This is a genomic window from Streptomyces sp. SL06, assembly GCF_058244745.1.
On sequence record NZ_JBSYOT010000002.1, the window covers coordinates 986,368 to 1,006,598 of the forward strand.

General features: G+C 73.3%; 19 protein-coding genes and 2 pseudogenes. 6 read left to right on the forward strand and 15 right to left on the reverse strand.

Going from position 1 to position 20,231, the window contains the following annotated elements:
* The first annotated feature begins 61 nt into the window (after window positions 1–61).
* Window positions 62–1,291: a serine hydrolase domain-containing protein gene (locus AC4IHM_RS04395; RefSeq protein WP_490865765.1), complete on the forward strand. Its 1,230-nt coding sequence runs from the start codon at window positions 62–64 to the stop codon at window positions 1,289–1,291.
* A gap of 31 nt (window positions 1,292–1,322) precedes the next feature.
* On the opposite strand, the gene ribA is transcribed toward AC4IHM_RS04395, so the two are convergent.
* Window positions 1,323–1,985: a GTP cyclohydrolase II gene (gene ribA / locus AC4IHM_RS04400; protein ID WP_490865766.1), complete on the reverse strand. Its 663-nt coding sequence runs from the start codon at window positions 1,983–1,985 to the stop codon at window positions 1,323–1,325.
* Between the two features lie 89 nt (window positions 1,986–2,074).
* Between ribA and AC4IHM_RS04405 the strand changes: the two are divergent.
* Window positions 2,075–2,800 (forward strand): annotated as a pseudogene (locus tag AC4IHM_RS04405) (creatininase family protein); the annotation flags it as partial.
* Here the strand turns inward: AC4IHM_RS04405 and AC4IHM_RS04410 are convergent.
* The 5 genes from AC4IHM_RS04410 to AC4IHM_RS04430 form a co-directional block, all read right to left on the reverse strand.
* The gene (locus AC4IHM_RS04410; protein ID WP_490865767.1) at window positions 2,683–3,909 is read right to left on the reverse strand and encodes a lysylphosphatidylglycerol synthase transmembrane domain-containing protein; all 1,227 of its coding nucleotides are present in this window, start codon (window positions 3,907–3,909) and stop codon (window positions 2,683–2,685) included. The pseudogene AC4IHM_RS04405 and the gene AC4IHM_RS04410 sit on opposite strands and share 118 nt — an antisense overlap.
* Window positions 3,906–4,997, reverse strand: coding sequence for a trans-aconitate methyltransferase (locus AC4IHM_RS04415; protein WP_490865768.1), 1,092 nt, complete (start codon window positions 4,995–4,997; stop codon window positions 3,906–3,908). The genes AC4IHM_RS04410 and AC4IHM_RS04415 overlap by 4 nt, the downstream gene beginning before the upstream one ends.
* Window positions 4,994–6,199 carry a glycosyltransferase family 4 protein gene (locus AC4IHM_RS04420; protein WP_490865769.1) on the reverse strand — a complete coding sequence of 402 codons (1,206 nt, stop codon included), beginning with the start codon at window positions 6,197–6,199 and terminating at the stop codon, window positions 4,994–4,996. The genes AC4IHM_RS04415 and AC4IHM_RS04420 overlap by 4 nt, the downstream gene beginning before the upstream one ends.
* Entirely contained in the window at window positions 6,196–6,594 is a 399-nt protein-coding gene (locus tag AC4IHM_RS04425) for a 6-pyruvoyl trahydropterin synthase family protein (RefSeq protein WP_490865770.1), read from the reverse strand. The genes AC4IHM_RS04420 and AC4IHM_RS04425 overlap by 4 nt, the downstream gene beginning before the upstream one ends.
* A 115-nt stretch (window positions 6,595–6,709) precedes the next feature.
* On the reverse strand, window positions 6,710–7,738 hold the full coding sequence (locus AC4IHM_RS04430; RefSeq protein WP_490865771.1) for a zinc-dependent alcohol dehydrogenase: 1,029 nt from the start codon (window positions 7,736–7,738) through the stop codon (window positions 6,710–6,712).
* 108 nt (window positions 7,739–7,846) lie between these two features.
* Between AC4IHM_RS04430 and AC4IHM_RS04435 the strand changes: the two genes are divergently transcribed.
* Window positions 7,847–8,614, forward strand: a complete 768-nt coding sequence (locus AC4IHM_RS04435; protein ID WP_490865772.1) for a CDP-alcohol phosphatidyltransferase family protein — start codon at window positions 7,847–7,849, stop codon at window positions 8,612–8,614.
* Window positions 8,615–8,660: 46 nt separating this feature from the next.
* Here AC4IHM_RS04435 and AC4IHM_RS04440 read toward each other — a convergent pair whose 3' ends face one another.
* Complete coding sequence (locus AC4IHM_RS04440) at window positions 8,661–9,479, reverse strand: SDR family NAD(P)-dependent oxidoreductase (RefSeq protein WP_490865773.1); 819 nt, start codon at window positions 9,477–9,479, stop codon at window positions 8,661–8,663.
* Between the two features lie 108 nt (window positions 9,480–9,587).
* Here AC4IHM_RS04440 and AC4IHM_RS04445 point away from each other — a divergent pair, with 108 nt between their 5' ends.
* Window positions 9,588–10,175 carry a TetR/AcrR family transcriptional regulator gene (locus AC4IHM_RS04445; RefSeq protein ID WP_490865774.1) on the forward strand — a complete coding sequence of 196 codons (588 nt, stop codon included), beginning with the start codon at window positions 9,588–9,590 and terminating at the stop codon, window positions 10,173–10,175.
* Between the two features lie 33 nt (window positions 10,176–10,208).
* On the opposite strand, the gene AC4IHM_RS04450 is transcribed toward AC4IHM_RS04445, so the two are convergent.
* The 8 genes and pseudogenes from AC4IHM_RS04450 to AC4IHM_RS04485 all read right to left on the reverse strand — a co-directional run bounded on the left by AC4IHM_RS04450 (window position 10,209) and on the right by AC4IHM_RS04485 (window position 19,071).
* Window positions 10,209–10,724: a GNAT family N-acetyltransferase gene (locus AC4IHM_RS04450; RefSeq protein WP_490865775.1), complete on the reverse strand. Its 516-nt coding sequence runs from the start codon at window positions 10,722–10,724 to the stop codon at window positions 10,209–10,211.
* Window positions 10,725–10,876: 152 nt separating this feature from the next.
* The gene (locus AC4IHM_RS04455; RefSeq protein ID WP_490865776.1) at window positions 10,877–12,109 is read right to left on the reverse strand and encodes an MDR family MFS transporter; all 1,233 of its coding nucleotides are present in this window, start codon (window positions 12,107–12,109) and stop codon (window positions 10,877–10,879) included.
* On the reverse strand, window positions 12,106–13,896 hold the full coding sequence (locus AC4IHM_RS04460) for an ABC transporter permease subunit (protein WP_490865777.1): 1,791 nt from the start codon (window positions 13,894–13,896) through the stop codon (window positions 12,106–12,108). The genes AC4IHM_RS04455 and AC4IHM_RS04460 overlap by 4 nt, the downstream gene beginning before the upstream one ends.
* 3 nt (window positions 13,897–13,899) lie before the next feature.
* Entirely contained in the window at window positions 13,900–15,405 is a 1,506-nt protein-coding gene (locus tag AC4IHM_RS04465; protein ID WP_490865778.1) for an ABC transporter substrate-binding protein, read from the reverse strand.
* 105 nt (window positions 15,406–15,510) lie between these two features.
* Window positions 15,511–16,077 (reverse strand): GNAT family N-acetyltransferase, encoded by a 567-nt coding sequence (locus tag AC4IHM_RS04470; RefSeq protein WP_490865779.1) that lies wholly within the window; start codon window positions 16,075–16,077, stop codon window positions 15,511–15,513.
* A 105-nt stretch (window positions 16,078–16,182) separates the two neighbouring features.
* A pseudogene (locus tag AC4IHM_RS04475) lies at window positions 16,183–16,485 on the reverse strand (outer membrane protein assembly factor BamB family protein); the annotation flags it as partial.
* 220 nt (window positions 16,486–16,705) lie between these two features.
* Complete coding sequence (locus AC4IHM_RS04480) at window positions 16,706–18,847, reverse strand: tetratricopeptide repeat protein (RefSeq protein ID WP_490865780.1); 2,142 nt, start codon at window positions 18,845–18,847, stop codon at window positions 16,706–16,708.
* Window positions 18,844–19,071, reverse strand: a complete 228-nt coding sequence (locus tag AC4IHM_RS04485) for a hypothetical protein (protein WP_490865781.1) — start codon at window positions 19,069–19,071, stop codon at window positions 18,844–18,846. Before AC4IHM_RS04485 ends, AC4IHM_RS04480 begins: the two co-directional genes overlap by 4 nt.
* Window positions 19,072–19,299: 228 nt before the next feature.
* Here AC4IHM_RS04485 and AC4IHM_RS04490 point away from each other — a divergent pair, with 228 nt between their 5' ends.
* Both AC4IHM_RS04490 and AC4IHM_RS04495 read left to right on the forward strand, forming a co-directional pair.
* Window positions 19,300–19,569, forward strand: a complete 270-nt coding sequence (locus AC4IHM_RS04490) for a hypothetical protein (protein WP_490870761.1) — start codon at window positions 19,300–19,302, stop codon at window positions 19,567–19,569.
* Window positions 19,562–20,200 (forward strand): DUF6879 family protein, encoded by a 639-nt coding sequence (locus AC4IHM_RS04495; protein ID WP_490865782.1) that lies wholly within the window; start codon window positions 19,562–19,564, stop codon window positions 20,198–20,200. Before AC4IHM_RS04490 ends, AC4IHM_RS04495 begins: the two co-directional genes overlap by 8 nt.
* Window positions 20,201–20,231: the final 31 nt, after the last annotated feature.

Consider the following 20,231-nt stretch of genomic DNA (forward strand, 5'->3'; position numbering starts at 1 on the left):
AGTGCGCGTACGCGGGGTAGGCCGGACCCACCTCGATGAACGACCAAGGAGGGCGATGGGGATGGCACCGCTGCGACAGGAGGTCGACGCGGAAGCGGCCGGGCTGGACGTGAAGGCGTTGGACCGGCTCGACCGGCACTTCATCCAGGAGGTCGACGAAGGGCGGCTGCCGGGGTTCCTGGTGTCCGTCGCCCGCGGCGGACGCGTCGCCCATCTGACCGCGCACGGCCGGCGGGACATGGCCGCGGGACTGCCGGTGACCCCCGACACGCTGTGGCGGATCTACTCCATGACCAAGCCGGTCACCTCCGTGGCCGCGCTGATGCTGGCGGAGGAGGGGCTGCTGTCGCTCGGGGACCCGGTGGACCGGTATCTGCCGGCCTTCGCCGAGCCTCGGGTGTATGTCGAGGGGGCCGCGGACGGCGTCGTGACCCGGCCGGCCGACGGTCCGGTCCTGGTCCGGCATCTGCTGACCCACACCGCCGGTCTGACCTTCGGTTTCTACCACTCCCACCCCGTCGACGGGCTGTACCGCGCGGCGGGGCTCGATTCGTCCGCGCCACCGGACGCGGACCTGGCCGAGACGGTCGACCTGTACGCGAGTCTGCCCCTGCAGTTCGAGCCCGGCACACGGTGGAACTACTCGGTGGCCACCAACGTGCTCGGCCGGCTCGTGGAGGTGGTGTCCGGGCAGCCGCTCGACGTGTTCTGCGCCGAGCGGATCTTCCGGCCCCTCGGCATGACGGACACCGGCTTCCAGGTCACCGACGAACAGGCCGCCCGGCTGGCCGAGTTGTACGGCGAGACGGACGACGGCGGCATCGAGCCGGTCCCCGGGCTGCCGTTGCGGGGCAGGCCGCGGTTCCTCTCGGGCAGCGGCGGCCTGGTCTCGTCCGCGTACGACATGCACCGCTTCGCGGAACTGCTGCGGCTGCGCGGCGAACTCGACGGAGTCCGCCTGCTCGCCCCCGGGACGGTGGACCTCATGACCCGCAACCACCTGCCCGGCGACGCCGACTTGCGCGCCTTCGGCAGCCGCCCGGCACACGACGGGCCCTGCAACGACGGCATCGGCTTCGGCCTCGGCGTCTCCGTGGTGATCGACCCGAGCCGGACGCGGTCGCCCTCCGGGCTCGGCGCATACGGCTGGAGCGGAGTGGCGACGACCACCTTCTGGGTGGACCCGGGCCGTGATCTGACGGTGCAGTTCATGACCCAGGTGCGCCCCAGGTCCTCGCACACGGTCTACCCGGACCTCAAGCGGCTCGTGCACGAGGCCCTGACGGGCTGAGCGAGGACCGTCCCGGACCGGTCCGGGACGCTCACGACGTCAGGTGCGCCAGCGCGTCCAGGTGGGGCAGGTGGTGGTCCAGCCGCTCCCGCTTGGTCCGCAGATAGGTGATGTTGCTCTCGCACGGCGGTATCAGCAGCGGCACCTGCTCGGCGACCTGGATGCCGTGCCGTACCAACGCCTCCCGTTTGCGCGGGTTGTTGGACATCAGGCGCACCGACCGCACCCCGAGATCCTCCAGGATGCGGGCGGCCACACCGTAGTCCCGGGCGTCCACCGGCAGGCCGAGGGCGAGGTTCGCCTCCACCGTGTCCAGGCCCTCCGCCTGCAAGGCCATCGCGCGCAGCTTGGCGAGCAGCCCGATGCCGCGCCCCTCGTGCCCGCGAAGATAGACGACCACGCCGCTGCCCGCGGCGACCACCGACCGCAGAGCGGAGGCCAGTTGGTCGCCGCACTCGCAGTGCTGGGAGCCGAAGGCGTCGCCCGTCAGGCACTCCGAGTGCAGCCGGGTGAGCACGCCTTCGGCGCCCAGATCGCCGTGCACGAGCGCCACTTGCTCGTCACCGCGTTCGTGGTCGAGATAGCCGTACGCCCGGAATTCCCCGTACACGGTGGGCAGGGGCGTCACCACGACGCGTTCCACGTCCGTGCGCTGCGATGCTTTCTTGCCGAGTACACCGATATTTTCTGTCATGATTCTCGCGTTCCTCAACAGATCCCTCGACGGATCCCTGTGCGGATCCCTCAACCGATTGCTCAACCGAGACGAAAGGCCGTGCGGGAATGGACGTTTCACTTGTGCCGGCGGACACCACGCAGGATGTGCGCGAGCGGGGCGCCGGAGTTCCGCGACAGGTCGCGGTGCTGCCGGTCGGCAGTTTCGAGCAGCACGGCGCGTATCTGCCGCTGGCGACCGACACGCTCGTCGCCTGCGCCATCGCCGCGGAGTTGGCCGCCGCGTACCCGGTGCACCGGCTCCCGCCGGTGACGATCGGCTGCTCGCACGAGCACGCGGACTGGCCGGGGACCGTCAGCATCTCCTCGGTGACCCTTCACGCCGTGATACGGGACATCGCCGACTCGCTGCGCCGCTCGGGCGTGGACGCCCTGGTGGTGGTCAACGGGCACGGCGGAAACTACGTACTGGGCAACGTCGTTCAGGAGTCCTCCGCGCGCGGTGAGCGGATGGCGCTGTTCCCGGCCGCGGAGGACTGGGAGACGGCGCGGGAACGGGCGGGGGTGGCCACCTCGTTGCTCACCGACATGCACGCGGGGGAAATCGAGACCTCCATTCTTCTGCACACGCGTCCCGAATCGGTCCGGCCCGGTTACGAGGCCGCCGATTTCGTCGCTGACGACCGGCGTCATCTGCTCTCCCTCGGTATGTCCGCCTATACCGATTCCGGTGTCATCGGGCGTCCTTCGCTGGCTTCGGCGGAAAAGGGGAAGGAACTGCTGGCGAGTCTCGTGGATTCCTTCGGGGCGTATTTCGCACTGCTGACGCCGGAGACGGCCACGGTGCGCGACGGCGAGGACGGATAGGGTCCGCGCGGCGCGTGCCGCGGCTCCGGACCCGGTACGGCGGCGCGCTCGGCGGTGCCCTCGGCCGTCCCGGGGCCGGCGCGCAGACCCGCGTACCAGCGGACGACGAGCACGACGACGCCGGGCAGGCTCGCCACGAAGCTGAGCACCCCGTACACCACGGCCACGCCGAGCCCGGTGCCCGCGCCCAGTCCGGCCGCGCCGAACGCCCAGGCGGTGACGCCCTCCCGGGGGCCCCAGCCGCCCACGTTCAGCGGCAGGCCCATGGCGAGCAGCGCCAGTACGGCCAGCGGCGTCAGCGCGGCGAGGGAGGCGCCGCTGCCGGCCACCCGGGCGGCAAGGACGAACATCGCGAGATGTCCGGCGAGCACGACGGCCGAGGACACCGCGACTCCGGGCCAGTTCCGCCGGGACAGCAGCCCCTCGCGCGCCTCGCCGAGCGTCGTGCGCAGCGCCCGCGCCGCCCGGCCCCGGCGTGCGGGTGCCCGGTTCATGCGCAGGGCGAGGACGACGGCGAGCGCGCCCAGTACGGCCAGGACCACGAGCGGGGTGACGCGCCGGGTCTCGGCCAGCACCGGGGACGGCATCGTGAACAGCACCACGGCTCCGGCGCCGATCAGCACGAGCTGTCCCGCGGCCCGTTCGAGGACGACGGTCCGCACGCCCCGCCCCAGGTCGCCGGTGCTGCGCCCGTGCCGTACCGCGCGGTGCACGTCGCCCAGGACGCCGCCGGGCAGGGCCGCGTTGAGGAACAGGGCGCGGTAGTAGTCGGCGACGGCCGGCCCGAGGGGCAGCCGGATGCGCAGTCCCCGGGCCACCAGGGCCCAACGCCAGGCGCTGCACACCGTGGTGACGAGCCCGATCCCGAGCGCCACCAGCAACGCGGGTCCGTCGATCCGCCGCAGCCCGTCCAGGAAGACACCGGTGCCCATCCGCCACAGGAGCACGGCGAGGATGGCGGTGCCGGCGAGGGTGCCGAGGTGGGTACGCAGGGCGCGGCGGGGGCGCGGGCCGGCGGCGGCCGGGGGGTCCTGGGGTACGGCTGTCGGCAGGTCCCCCGCCGCCGGTGCGCTCACGAGACCCCGCCCGTCGGCCGGCACAGGGCCAGCAGGTCGGTGTGGTGCACGACGACGCGCAACTCCCCGGCCGAGCAGGCCGCGAGACGCTCCTCCAGATACCGGTCGGCGCGCTCGCGCAGCTCCGGGCGCTGTTCGACGGCCGCGCCGACCCAGCCCGGCAGCCACTGGGCGGTGAGTTCGGCCTCGTCGGGGCCGAGCCGCCAGGAGCTGGGGTGCGCCCGTACGGTGGCGCCGTGCTCCGCGAAGGCCTCGGCCGCGGCGGTGACCGCGTCCGGACCGAGCATGCCGCTACGCCGCTGGTGGTCGTTGAACGCCTCGGAGATCTCCGGGTCCAGCGGGTGCGCGGGGGTGAGGTCGACGCGCCCGGCGACGGAGAGGGTCAGCAGGGCCGGGCAGCCGGCCGTGGCACAGGCGGCGGCGAGGGTGCCTATCTCCTCGGTGGTGAGGACGTCGAGCAGCGCGGACGCGGTTACGAGCGCGGCGCCGGTCAGCGCGTCGGGGGTGAGCCGGGCGAGGTCTCCGCGGCGGGTCTCGACGGTGACACGGCTGCCGTCGGCGGCCGAGCGCGGGGCGGCGACGGCGGCGAAGTGCAGGAGATAGGGGTCGCGGTCGTGCAGCACCCAGTGCTGGGCTCCGTCGAGCAGCGGAGCGAGCCAGCGCCCCATGGAACCGGTGCCGCAGCCCACGTCGTGCACGACCAGTCCGCCGCCGCGCCGCGGCAGGTTGGCGAGGCGGATCCGCAGCGGGTCGAGCAGGTCGTGGGCCCGCGCGGCGGCGTCGGCGCTCTCGCGCAGCCGCAGCCACTCGGGCGCGTAGCGCGGCGGGGCGTCGGGCTGGCCCTGCTCCTGGTCCTGGCCCTGTCCCGGGGCCTCACGGAGGCGCAGGGTGGCCCGCTCGGCGATCTGCCCCGCGAGTCCCTCCGGCCGCCCGTCCTGACGCGGGTCCAGGCGGTGGTCGTAAGGGCGCTCACCGGGCCGGCCGACCGGACCCGCGCCGGGTATCACGGCGTTCGCGGCCCCGGGGGCGTCCCGCGGGCCGGGCTGGGCCGGGATGACCGCTTCGGTGGGTGTCGGGGTCTTCCTCATACCGCCCTCCCGGGTTCGCTCGGCAGCCGGTGCAGTACCCCGGCCAGGCTCTGGGCCGTGCTCGCCCAGCCGTTCAGGGCGGCGCGCCGCCCGCGTGCCGCGGCCTTCAGCCGGCGTCGTACGTCCGCCTCGCCGAACCAGCCGCGCAGCTCGGCCGCGAGTGCCGCGGGGGCCTCCGGCGGGACGAGGATGCCGGGCACCCCGCCGTCGGGCGCGCGCCCGACCGCCTCGGGGACCCCGCCGACATCCGTGGCCAGCACGGGGATGCCGCGCGCGAGGGCCTCGGTCACCGCCATGCCGTACGTCTCGGCGTACGAGGTGAGGACCATCAGGTCGGCGGTGGAGTAGGTGGCGTCCAGCTCGGCGCCGGCCCGCGGTCCCGCCAGCACCAGCCGGTCCTCAAGACCGTGCCGCGCGATCAGCGCGCGCAGCCGCTCGACGTACACGGGATCCTGGCCGAGCCCGCCCACGCACACGCAGCTCCACGGCAGTTCGGTGACCGCGGCCAGCGCCTCCACCAGCCGGTGCTGGCCCTTGCGCGGGGTGACGGCGGCGACGCACACCAGCCGGGAGACGCCGTCGGTGCCGGGCGCGAGGGGCGCGATGTCGGCGCCGGGGACGGCGACATGGACGCGGGCCGGGTCGAGTCCGTGGTGGGAGACGAGGCGGCGGACCGCCCAGTCACTGGTGGCGACGACGGCCGGGACCGCCCGCAGCACCGCGCGTTCACGGGCGTCCAGTTCGGCGGCCACGGCGGGGTCGAGGCCGGTCTCGTCGCCGAGCGGGAGGTGCACGAGGACGGCCATGCGCAGCCGCTCGGCCTCCGGTACGACGATCTCGGGCACCCCGCAGGCGACAAGACCGTCGAGGAGGACGACCGCGCCGTCCGGCAACCGCCGCAGGGCGCGGGCGAGTTCGGCGCGGGCGGTGTCGTCGGGCCGGGGCCAGTCGCCGGCCACGGGCAGACTCCGCACCCGCCAGCCGAAGCCGGGCAGGTCCAGCCGTACCCGGCGGTCGTAGGCGTTGCCGCCGCTCGGCGCGGCCGGGTCGTCGACCGCGCCGGGCATGACGAAGTGCACGGAGCGCAGGGACATGGGGATGATCCCCTCGTTCCTCGGGGCCGAGGCCTTCGCGGAGGTCTGCGCGGGGACGTAGGCGAGGCGGGTGCGCGCGGCCGTCGTTTCGATGGAGGTGTCGGTCACAGCGCACGCTCGTAACTCGCCCAGGCGACGTGGGACTCGTGCAGGGTCACGGTGAGGCCGGCCAGGCCCTTGGCGCCCTCGCCGAGCGCGCCCTTGTGCACGCGCTCGGCGAGCCGGTCGGCGATGACCTTGGCCAGGAACTCCGTGGAGGTGTTGACACCGGCGAAGTCGGGCTCGTTGTCGAGGTTGCGATAGTTCAGCTCACTGACGACGGCCCCCAGTTCCTGGGTGGCGAGGCCGATGTCGACGACGATGTTGTCCTGGTCCAGCTGCTCGCGCCGGAAGGTGGCGTCCACCAGGAACGTCGCTCCGTGCAGGCGCTGCGCGGGCCCGAAGACGTCGCCGCGGAAGCTGTGGGCGATCATGATGTGATCGCGGACGGTGATGCTGAACAACGGACGACCCTCCAGGTGTGGCACGTCTGATCCCCCGCCGATCGCTGCGCGGGGTGCCGTCTATTACGGGTGGTTGCCTTCCCTTGTTCAGCGGCCCGTACGTCTTTTCGCAAGGTCAGGCGCCGGTGTTCTGCCGGTCGTACCGGATCCGGTGGCACAGTGCGGGGATCTCGCCACCGGCCAGCCCCGGCAGCACGTCCGGCAGTTCGTCGAAGGCGGACTCGCCGGTGACGAGCGCGTCGAGCGCCGGGTCGGCGAGCAGGTCGAGGGCGAGGGCGAGCCGGTCGGCGTAGCCGCGGGTGGCGGCGCGTGCCGGGGAGACGGTGCCGACCTGGCTGCTGCGCAGGGTCAGGCGCCGCGAGTGGAAGGCCTCGCCGAGCGGGAGGGCGACGCGGCGGTCTCCGTACCAGCTCAGTTCGAGGACCGTGCCCTCGGGGCGGAGCAGTTCCAGTGACCGGGCGAGCCCTTGTTCCGTTGCACTGGCATGGACGACGAGGTCGCGCTCGCCGAGGGCGTCGGCGGGGGACGCGAAGCCGACGCCGAGTGCCTCGGCCACCTTCGCGCGGGCCGGGTCGGCGTCGACCAACTGGACACGGACGCCCGGGAAGCGGGCCAGCAGGGCGGCCACGGAGCAGCCGACCATGCCGCCGCCGACCACGGCGATCCGGTCGCCGAGCAGTGGCGCCGCGTCCCACAGGGCGTTGACGGCGGTCTCCACTGTGCCGGCGAGCACGGCCCGTTCGGCGGGGACCCCGGGGGGCACCGGGGTGACGGCGGCGGCCGGGACGACGTAGCGGGTCTGGTGCGGGTAGAGGCAGAAGACGGTACGCCCCACCAGGTCCCGCGGGCCCTCCTCGACCAGGCCGACGTTGAGGTAGCCGTACTTCACCGGGCCGGGGAACTCGCCCTCCTGGAACGGCGCGCGCATGGCGGCGTACTGGTTCTCGGGCACCCGGCCGCAAAAGACGAGGGTCTCGGTGCCGCGGCTCACGCCGGTGTGGAGCGTCCGCACGAGCACCTCGTCCGCCCCGGGTTCGGGCAGCTCCACGTCCCGGATCGTGCCCCGGCCCGGGGAGTCGATCCAGAAGGCGCGTGCGGTGCGCCTCGTCTCCGCCGTCCGCGTCGTCCGCGTCGTCCGCGTCATCGATGTCCTCCTGAACGATCGGGAAGCCGCCCACGTACCGAGGGATGCACAGGCCGCGCACAAGGTAGCGGCGTTGATCGACTCTGTCACACGGCCGGAGGGTGTTCGGTGGCCCTGAACAACACGTACGACGCGTACGACGCGAGGCCCGTTCAGCAGGAGACGGCGGTGGGAGCGGGTGCGCAGATCCTGCTTCTGTCACTGCTCGGCACGCTGATCGGCATGGGCACGGCGGGCTGGCTGACCGGCCTCGCCTTCGCGTTCGCGACCTGGGCGGTGCTCTCCCGGGCCCTGCACCGCTCCAGGCCGGCGTCGTTCGGCCCGGCCAACCGGGTCACCCTCGGCCGGGCCGTCCTGGTCGGCGGGGTCACCGCGCTGGTCGCGGACTCCTTCCGCAGCGCGCCGCCCGCCTCCCTCCTCGTCGGGCTGACGGCCGTGGCCCTGATCCTGGACGGGGTGGACGGCAAGGTCGCCCGCCGCACCGGTACGTCCTCGCCGCTGGGCGCCCGCTTCGACATGGAGGTCGACGCGTTCCTCATCCTGGTGCTCAGCGTGTATGTCGCGATGGACCTGGGACCGTGGGTCCTGCTGATCGGCGGCATGCGGTACGTGTTCGTCGCCGCGGCCCGGGTGTGGCCGTGGCTGACCGCCCCGCTGCCGCCGAGCACGGCCCGCAAGACGGTGGCCGCGCTCCAGGGCGTGTTGCTCCTGCTGGCGGGCGCGGGCCTGTTGCCGCACGCGGCGAACGCCGGGGTGGCACTGCTCGCGCTGGGGCTGCTGGTGTGGTCGTTCGGACGGGACGTGCTGTGGCTGTGGCGGACGTTGCGGGTGCGGGAGACCCCGGGCACGGTGGTGCGGGAACTGGTCGCCCAGTGAGCCGCGCCGGTGGAGTCCGGTCGGGTTCGTTCGGGTTCTGTTCGGGCTAGGCCGCCGCCGTCGTGGCTTCCGCTCCCGAGGACCGCTCCGAGACCCGTCCGCTGAGCAGGACGGCACGCCGGCGGGTGAAGAGGCGGGGCAGGCCCACCATGAGCGCGTTCAGCCGGCCCGACTGCACGCTCGGCCGCCGGCCGCGGTCGAGGACGCGCATCGCGGTCGCGACCACCTGCTCGGGGGTCTGGTAACTGCCCCGGTAGGCCCCGCCGTTCAGGCCGTCGAAGAACTCGGTGCGGGTCAGGCCCGGGGCGAGCGAGAGCACCCGCAGGCCGGTGCCGCGCGACTCGTACCAGAGCGCCTCGGTGAAGCTGAGGACGAAGGCCTTGCAGGCGCCGTAGACCGCCATCGCGGGGCTGGGTGTGTAGGCCGCCGCGCTCGCGACGTTGACGAGGATGCCCCGGCCGGAGTCGCGGAGCGGTTCGATGAACGCGCGGGTGAGGTCGACCAGGTTGGCCACGTCCACGTTGATCTCATCGGTGAGACGGTCGGGATCCTCCTGGTGGAAGGCGCCGTTGGTGCCGAATCCGGCGTTGTTCACCAGGCCGTCGGCCCGGATGCCCCGATGGTCCAGATCGGCGGCCAGCCGCCGGCCGGCGCCCGGCTCGCTCAGGTCGAGCGGCACTGCCGTGGCCCGTACGCCGTGCCGCGCCCGCAGTTCGGAGGCGAGCGCCTCCAGGCGGTCGAGCCGCCGTGCGACGAGGACCACGTCGGAGCCGCGGCGGGCCAGTTCACGGGCGAACGCGGTACCGATGCCGGAGCTGGCGCCGGTGACGATGGTGGTCTGTCCGGAGTAGTCGATCGGTGTCATACCTGCACTGTAGGCAGCATCTTGCACTCGGTGCAATGTGTGCACTCGGCCCGCCGTGCTGCTCTCGATGCACGATGTGCGCTCGATACGAAGTTATAGGCTGGGTGCATGGCCGACACCCCCACGCTCCGAGAGCGCGCACGCCGCGCGGCCCGCGAGGAGATCGCCGCCACCGCCATACAGCTCTTCGCGGAGAAGGGCTTCGAGGCGACGACCGTCGACCAGATCACCAGCGCCGTCGGCATCTCGCGCCGCTCCTTCTTCCACTACTTCGGCAGCAAGGAGGACCTGGTCCTCGGCGACACCGAGGCCCTGGGCGAGTCGGTACGGGCCGCGCTGGAGGCCCGCCCGGACGACGAGTCGGCCTGGACGGCCGTCCGGGCGGCCTTTCTGACCCTCCGGCCGGCCGGGTCGACCCCGGAGGAGCAGTTCACCCTCGCCCGCATCCACCACGAGGCACCCTCCCTGCGCGCCCGCCACCTGGAGAAGCACCTGCGCTGGCAGACCCTGCTGGCCCCCGGCGTCCAGCGCCGCCTCGGCCTCCCGCCGACCCCGGACCCCGATCCACGGGCCCTGGCGTTCGTCGCCGCCGCGCTGGCCTGCTTCGACGCGGCCGTCGACGCGTGGTACCGCTCCGGTGGCACCGACGATCCCGTACGCCTCTTCGACGAGGCGGTCGCGACGCTGCGCGGCTGACGACCGCCGGGCGCCGGCCCGAGGCGACAGATGTCAGGCCGGCTTGAGGTCGGTGCGCGGGTCGATGACCCAGTGGTTGCTCCGCGGGACGCGGTCCGCGAACGTGACGTTCTGCTCGGCGACGAGGCGGAATCCGAGGGACCGGCAGATGCCGTTCGAGGCGGCGTTGCCCGTCGCCGGGAACGCGTGGACGATGCCCCGGCGGTCCTCGTCCCGGGCCTGTTCGAGAAGGCTCCGGGCCGCACGTCTGCCGAGGCCGCGGCCCTGGAACCGCGGCAGGATCATCCACCCGATCTCCGAGACGGGTCCTTCGCCGGTGTCATGGGACCATAGGGTCACCGACCCGGCCACCACGTCGGGCGCGGCCGGATCGGGGATGATCATCTTGATCCAGTGGACGTCCTCCGCCGCCGCGACGGCGTCCCGGCGCACCTTGTCGGACATGCCCTCACGCGGCAGCGGCCCGCCGAGGTCGGCCGTCATGACGGGGTCGCACCGCATCCGGACGTAGGCGTCGACATCGCCGGGTGTGACGTTGCGCAACCGCACGCAGACCTCCTCGTACTGGGCATGGTCACATGATCGGAGGCGCGGATCGTCGGCGGTCCGGATCCCGTTGCCCCGGCCCGAACCGCGCCTTCCGCCGGCGACAGGCAACAGACGCGCAAGGCTGCCGCCCACCGGCTACCGCCCCGCAGGACTCAGTGCCGCCGGGGCAGCAGACCCGCCGCCGCCAGTGGTACGGCCGCCAGGACCAGCCACGGCACGGCGGCCGGCAGTCCGCTGTCCAGCAGCAGGCCGGTCGCGGAGCTGCCGGCCAGCACGACGAGCCCGGACACCGAGGACAGCGCCCCGGTGTACAGCCCGAGCCGCCCGTCCTCGGCGAGGTCCGGCACCCAGGCGCGGGCGACGGGCGCGACGAGCATCTGCCCGAGGGTGAGCAGTACGACGAACCCGGCGGCGGGCACCAGCCCACCCGCCCCGGTCCACCCGGCGGGCCGCGCGAGCGCGACGACGGCGAACCCGGCCGCGATCAGAGCGAGCCCCGCCACCATCGACCGGCGCGGCGCCAGCCGCTCCCCCGCCCACCGGGTCACCGGCAACTGCGCGGCCACCACCAGCAGCGAGGACAGCGCGAACAGCCAGGCCAGCGGCGCCTGCGAACCGGCGGCCCGCTCGACCTCGGCGGGCAGGGCCAGGTAGAGCTGGTTGTAGGCGAGCAGATAGGCGCCGTACGCGCAACACAGCGCGAGGAAGCGGCGGTTGCGCAGGGCCAGCCGCGCCCCGCCGCCGACCCGGACGCGGGTCCGCCCGGGGATGTGCTGCGGCAGCAGCCACCCGTGCCCGGCGAGGACGAGGACGAAGACACCGGCCCCCGCGAGACACGCCGTACGGAAGTCGACGGCCAGCAGAAGGGCGCCGAGCAGCGGCCCGACGAACGCCCCGGCCTGCCCGGCGACGGTGAAGAGCGCGAGCACCCGCGTCCGGTCCCCGCCACCGTCCGCCTCCCGGGCGACCGCCTGCCGGGCGACCTCGGACTCCACCGCCGGGGAGAACAGCGCGGCGGCGAAGCCGATGAGCAGGACGGCACCGACGACCGCCCAGGTCCGCTCGGCGAACCCGAGCCACCCGAACCCGGCGATCCGCAGCACGCACCCGGCGAGCACGACGGGCCGGACGCCGTACCGGTCGGTCAGCGCACCGCCGACCACGAACAGCCCCTGCTGGCTGAAGGTCCGCAGCCCGAGCACGAACCCGACCAGCCACCCCGCCATGCCGATGGACTGCCCCAGATGCTGGGAGAGGAAGGGCAGGACGGCGAAGAAGCCGATGTTGAAGGCGAGTTGGGTGAGGATGAGCAGCCGGAGCAGCGGGGAGAGCGGGGCGCCGCGGCCGGGAGCCCTGGTGAGCCGGCGGGTCGAGGTGGAGGTCATCGGGCCGCGGCCGGTTCCTTCGCCGCGGCGGGCCGCCGGTCGGCCGCCGCAGAGACGCGCGGTGTCCGCCGCCGGGGCCGGCGCAGTCCGCCCGCGGCGGTGACCGCCAGCGCGCCGAGCAGGGCGAGTACGGCGGCGGGTGCGAGTACGGCCCAGGGGGCGCGTTCGGCGTAGGGCTGGTTCTCGGCGAGGAGCAGGCCCCACTCGGGGGACGGCGGCTGGGCGCCCAGTCCGAGGAAGCCGAGCGCGGCGAGCGCGAGGGCGACGCCGGGCAGCCGCAGCAGGGCGTGCCGGAGGACGGGCGGCAGGACCGCGGGCAGCAGTTCACGGCGCAGCAGGTACCGGCGTCCGGCGCCCAGGCCCCGGGTGGCGGTGATGTGGAGGGTGGCGCGTTCCTGGCGCAGCAGCGAGGAGGTGTGCGCGGCGAGCGGCGCCCAGGCGACGGCGCCCACGGCGAGGGCGGGGGTGGCCGCACCGCTCCCCGCGACGGCGGTGACGAGGAGGGCGACGAGTACGGGCGGTACGGCGTTGACGGTGTCGACGAGCGGCGCGGACACCCGGGGTACGAGACCGAGGAGTACGCCCGTGAGCAGCGCGGCGACGCTGATGGCGGCGGCGAGGAGCAGCGTGTCCAGCGCCCCGTGGCCGACGCGGGCGAGCAGGTCACGGCCGAGGGCGTCGGTGCCGAAGGGGTGCTCGGGGGAGGGTGCCCGCAACCGCTGCCCGGTGTCGAGGGCGAGCGGGTCACGGGCCAGCCCGAGCCCGACAACGGCGAGCAGGACGGCGCCGTAGAGGAGGGGCGGCAGCGTACGGGCGGGCGGCGCGGGCCGGTGCAGGGAGGACAGGGCGCCGTCCCGCAGCGCGGGCCCGGTCAGCAGGCGGGCCGCGAGTCGTGCGGCACCGGTGGCGAGCGCGGCGAGGAGGACGAGGGCGAGGGTGCCGGCCTGGAGGACGGGCAAATCCTGGGCGAGGGCGGCCTGGAGGGTGAGGCGGCCGAGACCGGGGATGTCGAAGACCTGCTCGACGGCGACGGCCCCGCCGGTCAGTCCCACGACGAACAGCCCGAGGTTGGGCAGCAGGGCGGGCACGCAGCGCCGTACGGCCTGCTGTGCGACGCGCCGCCCGGTCAGCCCGCGCGCCGCGGCGGCGAGGGCCCACGGCTCACCGAACGCGCCGGGCAGCAGATCGTCGAGCAGCCGCCCGAGCACGGCCCCGGCGGGCAGCCCGAGGGCGAGCGCGGGCAGCACGGTCCACTGGGGCCCGTACCAGCCGAGCGCGGGCAGCCACCCCAGCTGCACCCCGACGACGGTGGCGAGCACGGAGGCGACGAGGAACTCGGGCAGGGCGGCGACCACGGCGGAGGCGCTGCCGCTCGGGCGCCGTCCGCCGAGCCGCCGCCGGGCGCCGAGCCGGAGCGTACGGGCGCAGACGAGCGCGGCGGTGACGGCGGCGACGAGGAGCGCGACCGCCATGAGCAGCAGGGAGACACCGAGCGCGCGGAGCAGGTCGGGCAGGACGTTGGCGCCGGAGATCCAGGACTCGCCCGCGTCCGCGCGTACCAGGCGCCCGAGCCATCGGCCGAGGACGTGCGAGGGTCCTCCGTCGATCCCGAGCTGTTCGCGGATGTCGGCGAGCACCTCGGGCGTCGGCTCCCGCTCGGCGGAGCGCGCCTTGAGGACGGTGTGGGCCGGGTCGGTGTGCGTGAGCCACGGCAGCAGCCCGATCCCGCAGACGAGCCCGCCCGCGAGAACGACCCGCCACACCATGGTGGCCACCCGCTGCCACATGGTTCAGCGCCGGGTGCCGGTGCCGACGAGGGTGCGCTCGTACGGGTCGAGGACGACGCCCTGCACGGAGTCGGCGACGCCGGTGATGATCCGCTGGTGCACGAGCGGTACGACGGCGTCGGTGCCGAGGACGCGGGCCTCGGCGGCCATGGCGGCGTCCTGCCGCTTCGCGGTGTCGGCGCTCTTCTCGGCCTCGGCGACGGCGCGGTCGACGCCCTTGTCGCAGAGCTGGGCGATGTTGTAACCGCCGTCGCAGCTGTAGTCACTTGCCAGGACGGCGACGGGGTCGCCGGTGTCGAGCAGGGTGTTCCTGGCCAGCACGAAGGCGTCGAACTTCCCGTCGAGGGCGTCCTCTTCGAGCCGCGAGTACTCGCGCACGGTGAGCTTGACCTTGAAACCGGCCTTCTCCAACTGCTGTTTGACGACCTGGGCGACCTCGGGCAGCTCGGGCCGGTTGTCGTAGGTGGCGAGGCTGATGGTGTCGCCGCCGGGCTTCGTGGCCGCCGCACGTCCGACGGGCGCGGTCCGCTTCCCCTCGGCCCAGGTGACGGCGGGCCCGTAGACCCCCGCTCCGGGATCGGCGTACCCCTCGTACACGTCCTTGGCGAACACGGAGGTGTCGACGGCGGCGCGGGCGGCGGCCCGCAGCCCGGCGTCCTCGAAGGTTCCGGCCGAGGCGTTGAGGAGGAGGCTGGTGGTGCGGGTGGTGGCGGTGTCGCGCCGCGTGTCCTTGTCGAGGGTCGCGGCCTGGGCGACGGGAACGGCCTCGGCCACGTCCAGTTCGCCGGTCCGCAGGGCGTTGGCGCGGGCGGTGCCGTCGGCGATGAAGCGGGCGTCGATGCCGGAGGCCTGGGCGCGGCCGCCCCAGTAGTCGTCGTACCGGTCGAGGGAGGCGGAGGTGGCGCCGTTGACCTTGGTCAGCGCGAAGGGCCCGGTGGCGTGACCGGTGGGGTCGACGCGGCCGCTCTTGCCGTAGGCCGCCTTGGACAGGATGGCGAGGCTGGGGCTGGAGAGCCGCAGCGGCAGTACGGGGTCGGGCTCGGCGGTGGTGATACGGACGACCCGGTCGCCGCTCGGCCTGGCGGTGAGGGTGACACCGGCGAGGGCGGCGGGGGCGGGCTTGGCGCCGGTGGCGTGGCCGAGGGAGTCGGCGACGGCGGCGGGCGTGACATCGGCGCCGTCCTGGAAGGTGGCGTCGCGGAGGGTGAACTCCCAGGCCTTGTCGCCGTCTTGCCGCCAGGACTCGGCGAGCGCGGGGGCGGCGGAGCCGTTGGCGTCGAGCGCGGTGAGGCCCTCGGTGACGCCGAGACGGCTGAGGAGGGTGGCGTCGGCGCCGTACGGGGAGAGGCTCTCGGCGGGCGGGAAGGCGAGGGCGACGCGGAGCCGGGAGCCGCCCCCGTCCTTGCCGTCACCGTCGCCGGAGCCGCCGCCTCCGGAGGCGAAGCAGCCGGCTGTCAGCGGGAGGAGCAGAAGCGGGGCGAGCAGCCGGGGGCGGCGGTGGGAGCGCATGGTCCTCGGATCGATCAGAGGGGGCGGGGGAACGCGACAGGGGAGGGCAGCCGGAGGCAGGAGGAGGCGGACATCAGCGACGCGGAGCCTACATGAAAACGATTTTCACGCGAACCTCGCCCCGGCCCCGGTCAGTCCGTCCAGGGGAACACCGAAGTGCACGATTCCCTGCCCCCCGCCCACATCCTCCCGCTCATCGTGCACGACCTTGGCGAGCGACCGCCAGAACGGCTCGGCACCGGTGACGGCGGGGTCGGTGTGCAGATACACGGCCCGATATCCCCCGTCGGCGACGGCGAACGCCAGCAGCTCGCCGACGAGCCGCCGGGCGATCCCCCGCCTCCGGTGCGCGGGCCGCACGTAGACGCGCCGCAACTGCGCGGTGACACCGGAGGGATACCGCTCGGCGACATGCCGGGGGTTCGGGGGATGCGCGGGCCCCCGGGAGTCGAGAGCACCGGTGGCGACGACCTCGCCGCCCCCGTCTACCGCGACGAGCAGAGTGTGCCGCGCGGGAGCCAGATACGCACCGTCCAGATCGACGACATCACCGTGCCAGCGCGGCACGTACCCCGTGCCGAAGTCCCGGTAGACGGTGTCGAGCATGACGGCTCGGGCGCCGTCCAGGTCGGCGGGGGTTGCGGGTCTGATGCTGTAGTTGTTGGTGCGCACTTGCACATGGTACGCATTAGGGGGTCCCGCCCTGGTGCGGGCCCACCCGCACCAGGGGAAGGCCTCAGCCCGTCTGCCGGTCCGTCCCGCCGTCCTGCCCGCGCCTCACACGGGCAGCGCGTGCAACTTCCTGCCGTGCAGGGCGAAGAGGTGCTTGCCGTCGGTTGCGACCAGCCAGGCGTGGTAGTCGCCGCTCCCGTCGTTGAACGTCCAGCGCACCTCGCCGGTCTTCGCGTCCATGGCGATGACGCCGCCGTCCTGGTCCAGGTCCGTGGCGCCGTAGAGGGTGTCGGCCACCTTGACGTACTGCCGCGGCACCTGGAGCCCCGCGTCCGCGAGGGCGTTGGACGTCCAGAGCTGCTTGCCGGTCTGGAGGTCGACGGCCCGCAACGTGCTGGCGCTGTCGGCCGTTCGCCGCACCCCCGTGATTCGTCGGTGCAAGAACATGATCAGGAGGGACTCGTGCGCGGTCGGCACCGGATCGAGCGAGGTGCGGGCACGAGTGACCGGGCCTCCGCCAAGCAGCGAGCGCGTACAGCACGGCCACGAAGTGTGGCTCACCGGAACCGAACGAGCCGTGCGGGTAGGCCGCCTTGGAGCGGTGCCCGTCGAGCGGGGACTTGACGAGCTAGCACCCGTGCTCCCGTCGCCCCGACCGGTGCGCGTCCAAAAGTTGCCGACCCGCGACCGTGAAGGGGTGCTCCGGGCCCAGGCCTCGTTCCCGTCGTGCGACGACGTCGGCCATCAGCTCGACCGCCTCCTCCACGTGTCCGAGCGCGGCCCGCGTCCGGGAGAGGAGCTGCCGGGCGGCGAGCACGAGCGGGTGCTCGGGCCCGAAGCGCCGCGCATACGTCTCGGCGACCCGCCGGATCTCCCGGTCGGCCTCGTCGTATCGGCCCAGGAGGTACAGCGCCCACGCGTGGTTGTGCCGGGCGCCCAGTGTCACGGTGTGGTCGGGGCCGAGGAACCGGTCGCATTCCGACGGCAGCGTGAGCAGGGTGCCGCCCTCCTCGGTGACCACTTCGGCGGCGGGGAGCATCTCCAGCAGGCTGGCACGGGCCCGCAGGGTCAGCGGATGCGTGGGGCCCAGTGCCGAGCGGCGTCCGGCGACGGTGTCGCGGAGCAGTGCGACGGATTCCTCGCGTCTGCCGAGGTTCGCCAGCACGAGCTGGAGGCCGTAGCCGCTGTCCGTGGTGTCGGGGTCGTCGGCGCCGAACAGGCGCTCCTGCGCGTCCCGGACCGCGCGGAGCGCCTCCTCCGCTTCGGCGTACCTGCCCAGCCGGAACAGTGCCCGTCCCGCCCTGGAGCGGGCGGCAAGGACCATGCGGTGGTCCGCGCCGAGGAGTCTCCGTGCGAGGTCCGCCGCGGTGTGGGCGGTCTCCCGGGCGGAGAGGTAGTCACCGGTCCGGTGCAGGGCGACCGACAGGCGCGTCGCGACGGCCAGGGCGTCGGCGGCGGACGGCTCGCCGACGTGCCTGAGCAGGGCCAGCGCGTGCGGCACCAGCAGGCGCAGTCGCGGATCGTACGGACCCGCGTCGGGTGCGCCGGGCACCGCCGCGTCGAGCAGCCGGACGGCCGTCGTGTCGAGGGCGGGCACCAGGTCCGCGGGGGTCGCCGCCGAGACGCTGTCGAGCAGGATTCCGTGACTCTGTACGCAGCGCGCGCCGGCGGCGTCGACCAGTTCGGACAGCGACTGGTCGAGAAGGGCTCTGAGCGCCGTCTCGGTTCGGGCACGCGGCAGTACGGCCGCGATGTCGGCGTGGTTGAGCAGGGCCAGCGGCAGCGGCTCGGCGGCGAACCGGGCCAGCAGCCTGAGCAGGGCCGCGGCTTCGGGCAGCCCACGCGCCTCGAACGCGTCGAGGGTCAACTGCCAGGTCAGGCCGACGAGGTGCCGAGGGTCCGCTTCGGACAGCACGTCGGCTCCCCGGTCGATCAACTGGACCCGTTCGTCCCCGTCGAGCTGGTCGCCGTAGGCGTCCATCGTCCAGGGGTCGATGACCTGGTGGGAGAGGAAGCCGCCCGCCAGGGTGAGGGCGAGGGGCAGCCGCCCGAGCCGGTCCGCGACCCGCGCCGCCTGCTCCGTCGTACCGCTGTGCGGGGCGAGATCGCGCAGCACGAGCGCGGCGTCCTCGCGGGGCAGTACACCGATGTACTGCAACTCGGCGCCCGGCCACCACCGGGCCGCCGCTCGCCGTGTGGTCACCAGGACCGTGCCGCGCGGGCTGGTGCGCAGCCAGTCGCCGTCCCGCAGGATCTCCGGCTCGTCGGTGTTGTCCAGGACCAGTAACCAGGGTTCGGCGGAACGGTCGAGATATGTCCAGACGAGATCGGCGGCGGGTCTGAGGCCGTTGCGCGCGGCGAGCAGCTCGTCGTCGCCCGCCCCTCGGTCGGCGGCTACGGCGAGCATGCCGGCACGCAGGCTCGCTCGGTCGGAGGCGTTGACCCACAGACCCACCCGGCCCTGTTCTCCGGTGATCTCCTGGAAGAGGGCGCAGGCGACGACCGTCTTGCCCGAGCCGCCCATGCCGTACAGCACGTAGACCTGGCCGCCGTGCTCCGCCTCGACGCTCGCCCGCAGGCGTTGCATCACCTCGCCGCGGTCGCGCAGCGCGACAGGGGGCCGACCGACCGCCGGGCGGCGCACCGAGTCGGGTCCGCCGTGCTCCGGCCCGTCGCCGCCGTAGTGGTGGTGTTCGGTGATGTGCTGGTCGCCCCGCGACTGGTAGACACGTCCGTGGTCCTCGGCGCGGCCGTCCGTCCCGCCCGTCATCGCTCGGCGACGCTCTGGTCACGTCCCGCTCGGTATATCCGGGCCTGGGCTGACGCGATGGCGTGCCGGGCCACGCACAGCCGCCGCGCCGGCCCCTGCCACTGGATGCGTTGTTCGTCCAAGGTCTCCCGGCCGTCCGCCGCCACGGCGGACGGCACGTCCTCGCGGCCGGTCTCCCGCTCGGCGATGGCGGGCTCAGTCCGTAAGGTCGCTTCTGGGTCCACAGCCACCCCTCCGTTCACCCGATTATCCGACAGCACAGATGGAAAGTGCCACCAGTCGGGCGTCTGGCATGATTTTCTTTCCGGTCAATATCATTCCATCCATGAGCGACACGGGACAAGGAGGAATCAATCCTCGCCATTGTCTCTGCGGGCGGGCCCGACACATGGCCGGGCAGGCGAGATGCACGCTACAGTGGGACATCCCGTTTGATCGAGGGGGCGAGGGAAATGGCCAGGCCATGGGAAGCAGATCCGAGCACGAGTTTCAAACAGCGACTGGGAAAATCACCCCAGGAACTCGGAAACACAACCGGAACTCCTGACTGCCCGGACATCTGGGAACTCACCAACGGCGACATCGCTGTCATCGGCCGGGACCTCACCCGGTCACTCGGCGGGAATCTGCCCGACGGGGTCTCGATCGGGTCGGACGAACGCCTCGTGGTCATCCCCAGGAACATGCTCATCGCAGCGAAGCCGGACATCCCCAGTGTTTGATTCCTTCCCGCACGGCACCTCCGAACGCCTGGACCGCCCCACCTACCACGCGGACTTGGGCCGGATCTACACGAGCGGGATCGGCTTCCTCAACAAGCTCGAGCGCGGCCAGCACTTCAAGGAGCGCGGCTTCCCGAGCTGGGAGGCCTTCGCCGACGGCGACTGGGATCGGGCCCTGTCCCTGGCCGACGAGAGACGCGCTGACTACGCCGAGGAACTCGGCCGGGCATCGCGACTGGGCGTCAGACATCGCCGCCTTCGCGTCGTGGAATTTCCGGTGACGCCGTATGTGCAGTGGGAGTTGTTCGTCTTACGCGTACGCGTGGACGCGGGCGACGACATCAAGGTTCTCGACGCTCGCGATATTTCGAACATCGAGCGGACTCGCCCGGTTCCGGAAGTGGTAATTCTCGGTGATCTGGTCATGTATGAGGTCGTTTACGACAAGGACGGAAACGCGGACGGAGCCAACCGCTATACCGACGGCTCACTGATCCGGGAAACGAACGCCGGGTTCGATGCGCTGTATGAGCACAGTGAGGCATTCCCCGACTTCTTCGACCGGGAGATCGCCCCCCTGGCCCCGCCGCGGGTGTCCGGCACTCCGACGGGCCTTCGCGGGTCACGGTGACTCTGCGAGGCGGAGTGACGAGCGAACCCTC

Coding starts and splice junctions, on each gene's coding strand:
- AC4IHM_RS04480 (WP_490865780.1), bottom strand. CDS start 18,847: ATGACGGGCGGGACGGACGGCCGCGCCGAGGACCACGGACGTGTCTAC.
- ribA (WP_490865766.1), bottom strand. CDS start 1,985: ATGACAGAAAATATCGGTGTACTCGGCAAGAAAGCATCGCAGCGCACG.
- AC4IHM_RS04445 (WP_490865774.1), top strand. CDS start 9,588: ATGGCCGACACCCCCACGCTCCGAGAGCGCGCACGCCGCGCGGCCCGC.
- AC4IHM_RS04395 (WP_490865765.1), top strand. CDS start 62: ATGGCACCGCTGCGACAGGAGGTCGACGCGGAAGCGGCCGGGCTGGAC.
- AC4IHM_RS04415 (WP_490865768.1), bottom strand. CDS start 4,997: ATGAGGAAGACCCCGACACCCACCGAAGCGGTCATCCCGGCCCAGCCC.
- AC4IHM_RS04430 (WP_490865771.1), bottom strand. CDS start 7,738: ATGACGCGGACGACGCGGACGACGCGGACGGCGGAGACGAGGCGCACC.
- AC4IHM_RS04440 (WP_490865773.1), bottom strand. CDS start 9,479: ATGACACCGATCGACTACTCCGGACAGACCACCATCGTCACCGGCGCC.
- AC4IHM_RS04490 (WP_490870761.1), top strand. CDS start 19,300: ATGGCCAGGCCATGGGAAGCAGATCCGAGCACGAGTTTCAAACAGCGA.
- AC4IHM_RS04465 (WP_490865778.1), bottom strand. CDS start 15,405: ATGCGCTCCCACCGCCGCCCCCGGCTGCTCGCCCCGCTTCTGCTCCTC.
- AC4IHM_RS04455 (WP_490865776.1), bottom strand. CDS start 12,109: ATGACCTCCACCTCGACCCGCCGGCTCACCAGGGCTCCCGGCCGCGGC.
- AC4IHM_RS04460 (WP_490865777.1), bottom strand. CDS start 13,896: ATGTGGCAGCGGGTGGCCACCATGGTGTGGCGGGTCGTTCTCGCGGGC.